The sequence below is a fragment of the Roseiarcus sp. genome (assembly GCF_052145395.1).
GTDB lineage: Bacteria > Pseudomonadota > Alphaproteobacteria > Rhizobiales > Beijerinckiaceae > Roseiarcus.
In genome coordinates this window covers 1-9,571 of the sequence record NZ_JBKQOT010000795.1, presented here as the reverse complement: position 1 = coordinate 9,571, position 9,571 = coordinate 1, and the positions used below count along the sequence as shown (strand labels likewise).

At 66.8% G+C, this 9,571-nt stretch carries 5 protein-coding genes and 2 pseudogenes; 5 read left to right on the top strand and 2 right to left on the bottom strand.

Translation table 11 applies throughout. From position 1 onward, the window contains the following. Positions 1-175: 175 nt before the first annotated feature. The 3 genes from ACLP25_RS27435 to ACLP25_RS27425 are packed head-to-tail and all read left to right on the top strand — an operon-like array spanning position 176 to position 4,102. Positions 176-2,776 (top strand): hypothetical protein, encoded by a 2,601-nt coding sequence (locus ACLP25_RS27435; protein ID WP_442472268.1) that lies wholly within the window; start codon positions 176-178, stop codon positions 2,774-2,776. Further along, the gene (locus ACLP25_RS27430; protein WP_442472267.1) at positions 2,773-3,903 is read left to right on the top strand and encodes a hypothetical protein; all 1,131 of its coding nucleotides are present in this window, start codon (positions 2,773-2,775) and stop codon (positions 3,901-3,903) included. Before ACLP25_RS27435 ends, ACLP25_RS27430 begins: the two co-directional genes overlap by 4 nt. A 43-nt stretch (positions 3,904-3,946) precedes the next feature. Then, the gene (locus tag ACLP25_RS27425) at positions 3,947-4,102 is read left to right on the top strand and encodes a hypothetical protein (protein WP_442472266.1); all 156 of its coding nucleotides are present in this window, start codon (positions 3,947-3,949) and stop codon (positions 4,100-4,102) included. A gap of 70 nt (positions 4,103-4,172) precedes the next feature. On the opposite strand, the gene gltX is transcribed toward ACLP25_RS27425, so the two are convergent. Continuing rightward, positions 4,173-5,591, bottom strand: a complete 1,419-nt coding sequence (gltX, locus tag ACLP25_RS27420; protein ID WP_442472265.1) for a glutamate--tRNA ligase — start codon at positions 5,589-5,591, stop codon at positions 4,173-4,175. Between the two features lie 164 nt (positions 5,592-5,755). Here gltX and ACLP25_RS27415 point away from each other — a divergent pair, with 164 nt between their 5' ends. Further along, entirely contained in the window at positions 5,756-6,436 is a 681-nt protein-coding gene (locus ACLP25_RS27415; RefSeq protein WP_442472264.1) for a 4-hydroxythreonine-4-phosphate dehydrogenase, read from the top strand. A gap of 3 nt (positions 6,437-6,439) precedes the next feature. Here the strand turns inward: ACLP25_RS27415 and ACLP25_RS27410 are convergent. Next, positions 6,440-7,637: pseudogene (locus tag ACLP25_RS27410) on the bottom strand (phytanoyl-CoA dioxygenase family protein). A 103-nt stretch (positions 7,638-7,740) separates the two neighbouring features. On the opposite strand from ACLP25_RS27410, the pseudogene ACLP25_RS27405 reads away from it, so the two are divergent. Then, a pseudogene (locus ACLP25_RS27405) lies at positions 7,741-9,571 on the top strand (ComEC/Rec2 family competence protein); the annotation flags it as partial.

Sequence of the window (9,571 nt, the reverse complement as noted above, 5' to 3'; positions counted from 1 at the left end):
CGCGGGTCGTCGCGATGACGGCGGGCCGCCTCGCTTATCCTTGACTTGCGGAAATGCAAGCCGATGCTGGCTCCGCGACGGAAACCGCCATGCCGACCGAGTCCGGAAAGCCGCTGATCGTCATCAGCTACGCCCACGCCGACGAGCCGGAGAGGCCGGCCGAGGGCGAGGTCAAGTGGCTGTCGTTCGTCACCGGCTACCTGCGGCCGGCGATCAAGCACGGCGCGGTCGACCTCTGGCTCGACCGGCTGATGCCCGGCGGGAGATCGAGCAGAAACTGCGCGCCTGCGACATCTTCATCCTGCTCGTCTCGCGCCATTCCCTGTCGTCCGACTATGTCGTCGACAAGGAGATCGCGATCATCCGCGAGCGGCAGGCGAAGGGCGAGGTGGTCCATTTCTATCCGCTGGTCCTGACGCCGACGCCGAAGATCGCGCTCGACCGCGTGCGCGACAAGAACCTGCGTCCGCGGGACGGCAAGCCGTTCTCGGATTATTCGGTCAACGAGCAATATCGCCACATGAATGAAGCGGCGAACGAGATCGCGGAGATTTCGAGCAACATCTCGAAGCGAGACAATACGGCGTCGTCCCTCGCCAGATCGCCTCTATCTCAGCCGATACATCAAACGACGAACGAGGGCTTGGTGCCACAATCCGGCCAGCCACCGCACAACAGCGCGACGAGGGACATCACCGACTTGGCGTCACTCGAATCTTGGATGACAGCAGGTGGTAGCCGGGTGGCGGCGAAGCTCGCCGCGCGAGCGGTGTTGCGGGCCTTACCCATCTTGCTTTTTGACCCGCCACATCAGCCCGGCGGACTTTCGAAGCCTGACGGCGAACTCGTCGCGAGCGCCGTCTTCCGCGCGGCATCGCTGGCCCAGTTCAGCGGGTTCGTCCCTCCTAACGTGGACGTCTTGAGGGCATGGCCAGAGGCTGCCGACGCCGCCGATTTCCTAGCGACCTCGATACACTCTCCCGTCGCGGCCGGCGTTGCGCGAGCTGCGGCGTCGGCCGTCCGATCCGCTAGCTCGAATGTTGCCGCGGACGCGGTTGCCTTTGCGGTCCAGGCAGTAAGCAATGCCGTCGAAGCGATGTCGAACACGGTGCGCTCGGACCGCGTCGACTCGGTTGGAGCAACAGTTTGGGAGTCCATCCGTTCCGACACGGTGGACGCCTGGAACATGGAGGCGACCGCCTTTGCACGGCTTCCGCTTTGGAAGGGCCGGGTCCCAGCATGGGCGAATGATGGATGGCTTCGCCTTCAATCCTATCTCCCTCGAGACCATGACTGGCAAATCTGGATTGAATGGTATGAGGCTCGGTTGCGCGGCGGCTCGCGCGGCGAGGCCTACGAGCACGTGTTCGTCGATGTACCTAAGGAGGAGTGGGAAACGGGTCCGGCGTCGGCGAATGCATGGATACGTCAGCATTTGCCGTTGCGACCAGATGAAGGGCAACAGCGCTCCGAGGCAGAGATCCGAGATACGGAGTCCCTTGAGTCTTGGCTGAAGGAGAGCAGCCCCGAGGTCGCAAGCGCTATCGCCGGGCGGGCGGCGCTGCGGGTGGTGCCGCTTGTGGTTTCTGTTCCAGGAGATCCTCGGACCCAAGAGGTTGCGCTTCAAATCGCGAGCTTAACGAGCACCATATGTCGGGCGAGCGCGTTGGCACTGGTCACCGCAAAATATCCAACACGCGCCAATGACGAATTCTACGAGGCCGTCGCTGCCGCCGCCACCGCCGCCGCTGTCGCCGCCGAGTTCGCGGGTGCCGACGCCGCTCAGCTTGCCACACTTGCCGCCCACGCTGCCGCCCACGCCGCCGCCTGCGCCACCGACGCCGTCACCCGCGCCGCCGGCGCCACCGAAGCCGTCACCCGCGCCGCCGACGCTGTCGCCCGCGCTCCCAGCCGCGCCCCCGAAGCCGCCGTCTGGGCGGCAGTCAGTGGTGACGTCGCTCGCATCAAATCTGATGGGCCGGTCGCGGTAAGCGATCAGCCACTCTGGCCGTCTGGCGCGCCAAAATGGGTGAGCGCCGCATGGACCAATCTCAAAGCCGCTCTGCCGGCTGAACAAGACTGGGATGTCTGGATCGACTGGTACGAGGAACGTCTGCGCGGCGGTTCGCGCGGCGAGGCTTACGAAGTCGTTTTCGCCAGCGTGCCCCTGGACGTCTGGGACAAAGGCCCGGCGGCGGCCAACGCCTGGATTCGCGAGCACTTACCATCACCGGCGGTTGACGAGCAGCGTAGTGCGTCTGCGATCAATGACAAAGAATCGCTTGAGGCTTGGCTGCGAGGGCAAACTCGTCAAGTCGCTAACGCAATTGCGGCGCGTGCGGCGTTGCGTGTTGTACCCTTAGCGGTTCGCCCGTTACGAAATCAGCAGGACGCGGAGGGCTTTGTTGAAGTAGCGACGTTGGCGGGCGTGATCTATCGCTCATGCGCATCGGCGCGACTCGCGGCGAGATATCCGGTCCGCGCAACTGAATTCCGCGAAGCCGCGTACATTGCGGCCTCTCGCGCCGCCGGAGCCGCTGCTTCGGGCGCGGCCTCCTTCGACCCCGCCGCCGCGTCTGCCACCTCCTCTGCCGCCTCCGCTGCATACGCCGCCTTCGCTGACTCTGCTGGGAATGCAGTGGCTTATGCGGGCGCTTCGGTCACGACAGCCGTCGCCGCAGCAAGCAACGCCGACGCTCGCGACCCTGCTGCAAGTATTGGCGGCATGTGGGAGGAGGTTCGGGTCGATGCAGCGTCGATAAAGCTCTCGGCGTGAACACGTTGTCAGATTCGCCGCTTTGGTCGAGCGGAGCGGCCGAATGGGCAAGTCTCGCCTGGTCAAGCTTGCAAGAGGCGCTTCCGGACGGCGAGAACTGGGAGGTGTGGACCGACTGGTACAATGAGCGCTTGCGTGGCGTATCGCGTGGGGAGGACTACGAGCTCGTTTTCGCCAGCGTGCCGCTCGACGTCTGGGACAAAGGGCCCGCGGCTGCGAACGCTTGGATCAAGGCGAATTTGCCAGAAGGCATGGGTTCGATCGCCTCGATCGCATCCGGCTTGCCCCCGGAGCTTGAACCCCTTCCAGACATTGACTCGCCTTTCACGTACGGCTGGAACTCGTCTCTGCGTGTTACGGTTGTCGCGGGCGCGCAAAACCTGCCTTTCTATCGGTACTTCTCTAGTGAAAAGGATCATCGCCGTGCACTGGAGGCGTGCCGCGCCAGAGCCGAGCGGTTGCTCAAATCCCTGCGCGAAGGGCGCTACAACGCGCGACCGGAGTACCTTGAGACTCTCGAATACTACGTCGAAGATTTGCCGAAGGCGCCAGGGGTCGGCAATATCCTACTCGCCTATGACGACGCGCGCATTCTCCATTCGATGTTTCTAGCGGACGCGGACTATCTGCCAGAGGGCTTTGCCAGTCAGTTGAAAAGCGTAATTGGCAATCAATTTGCGCTCGACGGCTTCTATGATCTCGTGTCGCGGCATGAGCAGGCAGTGAATACCGGAAACTGGACGCAGCCATTCCCAATGGAGGCGGCCCAGAGTTTCTTTGGGGCAGTGGAGGAGAATACGCCGCGCTTCTTCGAGCGAGATGTCGGCGAAGGCCTGCGACGGGTCGAGCGCTCTGCGCCCCCGTCCGCTCCAGCACCTGCAACCCCGAAAGAGCCCGGCGCAAATTGGGCAGCGACTCAGCCGCCTGTTCTGCCTCCAGGTATGCCTGATGCGGCACATTCTCACCGCCGTCAGATCGCGACTGCAGCTAACGCGCTGTGGAGCGTCTTTCTCAAGGGGAAGGACCTGCCGGTTGCTCTCGAAGGCTGGACGCAGGCCGCCCACAAGCTCGGCGAGAACATTGGGCCAATACTGGATTTCTTGCGGGGCCTCGGGACGCCGATGTGAGCGCCCCGCGGCCGCCGACGCGCAAAATTCGTGGCGGCGGCAGATGGCGACGGCGGCGAATGCGCTGTGGGAGACGTTTTTGCAAGGGCGGGACATGCCGGTGGCGCAGGACGAATGGCGCGCGGCGGCCGAGCAGCTGGGCGAACACGTCCGGCCGATTATCGAGTTCCTGCGGACGCAGGAGGAGGGGAAGGGCTGACGGGGCGTCGACGTCCCCGCGGCGTCATGGCCGGGATTGGGCCCGGCCATGACGGGTGAGGGGGTTCGACCTACGCCCCCGCCTGATCCTCGATCCGCCCCAGGCTCTCCTCGCGCCCGAGCACCGTCAGCACGTCAAAAATGCCGGGCGAGGTGGAGCGGCCGGTGAGGGCGGCGCGGAGGGGCTGGGCGACGGCGCCGAGTTTTACGCCTGTCTCTTCCGCATAAGTCCGCACGACGGCCTCCAAAGCCGGGCCGGTCCAGTCGGCGGCGGCGAGCTTCGGCAGGAGCGCCTTCAGGTGCGCGCGGCCGCCCTTGGCGAGGATGTCGGAAGCCTTTTCATCCATCGAGAGTGGCCGTCCTGCAAAGAGAAAGCCTGCGCCGTCAAGGAGTTCGACTAGCGTCTTTGCGCGCTCCTTGAGGCCGGGAATGGCCGCGCGCAGCTCAGCGAGCCTGGCGTCGTCGAGCTTGGCCAAAACTTCAGGCCCGCCGGCGAGGTAAGGCAGCGTGTCGAGCAGAGCGTTGAATAGCTCGTCGTCGGTCAAGGCGCGCATGAAGTGGCCGTTCATGTTCTCGAGCTTGGCGGTGTCGAAGCGCGAGGCGGAGCGGCCGATCGAGGGCAGATCGAAGGCGGCGATCAGTTCCTTTTCGGTGAAGAACTCCTTGTCGCCAAAACTCCAGCCGAGCCGCACCAGATAGTTGCGCAGGGCGGCCGGCAGGTAGCCCATGGCGCGGTAGGCGTCGACGCCGAGCGCGCCGTGGCGCTTGGACAGTTTTGCCCCGTCGGGACCGTGGATCAGCGGGATGTGCGCCCAGATCGGAACGTCCCAGCCGAGCGCCTGGTAGATCTGGGTCTGGCGCGCGGCGTTGGTCAGGTGGTCGTCGCCGCGGATGACGTGAGTGACGCCCATGTCGTGGTCGTCGACCACCACCGCCAGCATGTAGGTCGGGTTGCCGTCGGAGCGCAGCAGCACGAGGTCGTCGAGGTCCTTGTTGGCGAAGGTCACCTTGCCCTGCACCTTGTCTTCGATGACCGTCTCGCCCTCCTGGTTAGCGCGCAACCGGATGACCGGGGCGACGCCGGCGGGCGCCTCGGAGGGGTCGCGGTCGCGCCAGCGGCCGTCGTAGCGCATCGGCTTCCCCTCGCGCCGCGCCGTCTCGCGCATCTCCTCGAGCTCCTCGGGGCTGGCGTAGCAGCGATAGGCCGTCCCCTTGGCGAGCATCTGGTCGACGACCTCGCGATGGCGCCAGGCGCGGCCGAACTGGCTCATCGCCTCGCCGTCCCAATGCAGGCCGAGCCAGGAGAGTCCGTCGAGGATCGCGTCGACGGCGGCCTGGGTCGAGCGCTCGCGGTCGGTGTCCTCGATGCGCAACAAAAACGTGCCGCCGAAGCGCTTGGCGTAGAGCCAGTTGAACAACGCCGTGCGCGCCCCACCGATATGGAGGAACCCGGTCGGGGAGGGCGCGAAACGGGTGACGACGTGGGACATCGGCATAAATCTCGGGCAGGCGGGACGGGAAATCGAGCCGGCGTATCTAGCAGACGGGGGCGCCGAGGCAAAGGCGAAAGGCCTTGCGCGCTCGCGCCGCATTCCCAACGCGCGGCGAGCGATGTTAGCTTCACTCCGGCGCACGACGCGCCGGGGGCGCCGCGATGGACTTCATCTTCATGCTGACCCGCGACGACGCGACCGTCGCGAACGCGCTTGAAATCGTCGAGGCCGTGCGCCCTTTGGGAATGAAGCACATCGGCTTCAAGGACGTCGGCGCCGAGCCGGCGACTTTGCGACGGCTTGCGGCCGCCATCCGCGAGGCCGGCGCGTCGGTCTGGATGGAGATCGTCTCGACCTCGCGCGAGGACGAACTCAGGTCGATCGCGCTCGGGCGCGACCTCGGCGTCGATTTCCTGATGGGCGGCGTGGGGGCGGAAGCCGGCGTGCGCCTGCTCGAAGGGAGCCCGACGCGCTATCTGCCCTTCGCCGGCAAGCCGGTCGGCCACCCAACCAAGCTCGGCGGCGCTGCGGAGGAGGTGGAGGCGCACTGCAGAACTTTCGCGGCCCTGGGCTGCGCCGGCGTCGACATCCTCGCCTATCGGGCGACGGAGGCCAACCCGCTCGACCTCGTCGCCGCCTGCCGGCGAGGGTTCGGCGACCGAGGGCTCGTCGTGGTCGCCGGCTCGATTGACTGCGCCGAGCGCATCGCGGCCATCAGCGCCGCCGGCGCCGATGCTTTCACGATCGGCACTGCGGCGATTGATTGTTCTTACGTTCCGGGCGGCGGGCCACTCGAAGCGCAGCTAAGGGCGGTGCTCAGGGACTGCGCGGCGGCGGGGTGAGCGTCAAGTCAGCCTCCGCCACGCCTGCGCCCGCGCGGCCTCGGCGAACACCTCGGACGACCAGCCTTCGGCGAGCGCTTGGCGCATGAGCGCCTGCTGGCTTTGCGGCGCGAGGCCGCCGATTGCCGGGTCGCGGTCGAGGTTGGTCGGGAAGGCGTAGCCCTCGGCGGAAGCCGCAATGGCGTTGTCCGCGTCCCCGGCGGAAAGGGCCTTGGCGGCGAGAAGCTTTTGCAGGACCGGATAGAGCGCGAGGCTCATTTTGAGCCGGTCGACGCTCTCCATCGCCCGCCCGTAGGCGCTCGACACCTGCAACAGGTTGGCGATCCGCCGGATGTTTTTGGACCGGTTCGAGCCTGCGGCGTGGAACAGCGCAGGATTGAAGAACACGGCGTCGCCGCAGGCGAGCGCCAACTGCACCCTGCGCGCCTCGAACTCGGCGCGGAAGTCGTCGCGCAGGGTCGCCAGATAGCCCGGTGGATAGGCCTGCGAGAAGGGCAGGTAGAGCGTCGGCCCAGATTCGAGCGGCATGTCGCAGTGGGTGGGCGACCGCGCCCTGGAGCGTCAGCATCGGCGACAGGCGATGGGCGTGGGCCGGATAGCGCTCGATCTCGGCCGCCGTCTGGAAGCCCATGTGGTAGTCGCGGTGCGGAACCTGCGCCTCGCCGCCAGGATTGACGACGTTGAGCTGCGAGGTGATCTGGTAGAAGGGTCCGAGCCACGCTTCGCTCGCCAGCGCAATCACGGCGTTGCCGTAGTAGGCGGCGAAGGTCTCCGGATCGGCGAGGCACAGTTTTTCCAGCGCGTTCCACACCCGGTCGTTGGCGCCGGGCTTGGCGAAGTGATCGCCGTGACGTGACGGGTCGCGGCGCTGCTCCTCGATGATCGCCCAGAAATGCGGGTTGGCGGCCTCGATCGGCCGGAGGTCGGCGAAGGCTTTTCGGATGACGATGACGCCCGGCCCATCCGCGAGCGCCTCGACCCATTCGGCCATGATCTCGCGGCGCGTCTCGGGATGGTCAGACGCCCGGCGAACCGCGTCGCCGTCGTAGACGAGCGCGTTCGATGCGACCCCGATCGCGAAGGGGTAGTCCGCCGGATCGACCGTACGGTCGATGAGCGTTCGGAAATCGTCGAGATCGCAGGCGTCGTCAGCGAGAAAGACGCGGTTCGTCCGCATGCGTCTCGCATTGTCGTCCTTCATGGGCGTCGTCCTCACTCGGCTTTTTTGCGAGTATACCGGCTTCCGGCGATCGGCGCGCAGAGAGTCTCTTTATTCCTGACTCTGGACGTGCTTATATGGACGCATGTCAACTTCCGGACGCAGCGGCGTTCTGGTTGCGGCCGCCGGCGTTGCGCGCGCGGCGGCCTGGGCGCCGGACTGGCGCGCGGTCTTCGACAGGGCGCTGGCGCGCGAGGTCGAGCAGCGGCGGTTTTTCCTGTGGCTGCCGGTCGCCGCCATGGGCGGCGTCGCGCTCAATCTCTCCGCCGACAGCGAGCCGGCGCTGTGGGCGCCGGTCGCGCTGACCCTGATCTTTGCCGGACTCGCTCTTCTTTCCCGCGCGCGCCCGGTCGCGTTCGGCGTCTCGTTGGCGCTGGCCGCGGTCTTTGCCGGTTTTCTGGCGATGTCGCTGCGCACCGCGCGCGTCGCCGCGCCGGCGCTCGACCGAATCCGCATCGTCTCGTTGCAGGGCTATGTCGAGGAGGTCGACCTCAGACCGGTCGGGGCGCGCATGGTGATCGCCGTTTCGAGCGTCGACGGCATGCCCGGGGACAAAGCGCCCCACCGCGTCCGGGTGACCACCCGGAAGACCCCCGACGCGGCTGCGGGCGACTACGTTCGGCTCAAGGCGCGGCTCCTGCCGCCGTCGCACGCCGTGCTGCCGGGCGGCTACGACTTCGCCCGCGACGCCTTCTTCGCCGGCGTGGGCGCGGTGGGCTCGACGCTCGGCGCGATCGACGTCCTGCCGCCGCCGGGCGACGCGAGTTTCCGCCAACGCTTCGCCGCAGCGATCGATCACGCCCGCAACCGCCTCGCCGTGCGGGTCGACCGCATCATTGGCGGCGACGAGGGGGCGATCGCCGCCGCCATGGTGACGGGAAAGCGCGACTTCCTCTCCAGCGACGCCAAGGACCTCATCCGCGAGGCGGGTATCTACCACATCATCACCATCTCCGGCGTGCAGATGACGCTGGTCGCGGGCATTTTCTTCGTCGTGACGCGCCGTCTCATGGCGCTGTCGCCGACGCTGGCGCTGAACTACCCGATCAAGAAATGGGCGGCCGGCGCCGCCATGGCCGGCTCGCTCCTCTATGACGTCGCCACAGGCTCGCGCGTCGGCACCGAGCGGGCGCTGGTGATGACCCTGATCGTGCTCGGGGCGGTGATCCTGGACCGGCGGGCGCTGACCATGCGCAACCTCGCCTTCGCCATCTTCGCCATCATCGTCATCGAGCCGGAGGCGATTCTCGGCGTCAGCTTCCAGCTCTCCTTCGCCGCGGTCGCGGCGCTCGTCGCGGTCATGGAGGCGCGGCTTGCCGGGATGGAAAGGGACCCGGACCCGTTCCTTCCGCAGCGGGGCAGACCGCCGCCTCCCGCGCTTCTGTCCGAAATCCTCCATCGGCCGCTGGCGCTCCTCTTCGCCACCGCTTGCGCGACCAGCGCGACCGCCTCGTTCATGGCCTACCATTTCCACGACTTGAGCCCCTAATGCTTATCGGCAATCCGCTTACGCTGTCGGTCATCGAGTTCTTCGCGGTGCCGGGCGCGCTGGTCGGCGCGGCGCTCTATCCGCTCGCGCTCGACGCGCCTGTGTGGCTCTATGTCGGCCTCGGCATCAAGTTCATTTTGTGGGTCGCCCGGTTCATCGCCGAAGCGCCGGGCTCCACCGTGCATCTGCGCGCCTTCGCGCCCTTCGCGCTGCCGTTTCTCGCGCTCGCGGTGATGAGCGCGACGATCTGGCGGACCTGGGTCTTTCGCCTGAGCGCCGTCCCCTTCGCAGCCATTGGACTGATCGGCGCGTTCAGCGGGCCGCATTACGACGTCATCGTCGCGCCCTCGGGCGATCAGGCGGCGGTTCGCGACGCCGACGGCAACCTGATGATCGTCGGCAAGCGCTTCAACGCCTTCGCCGCCGA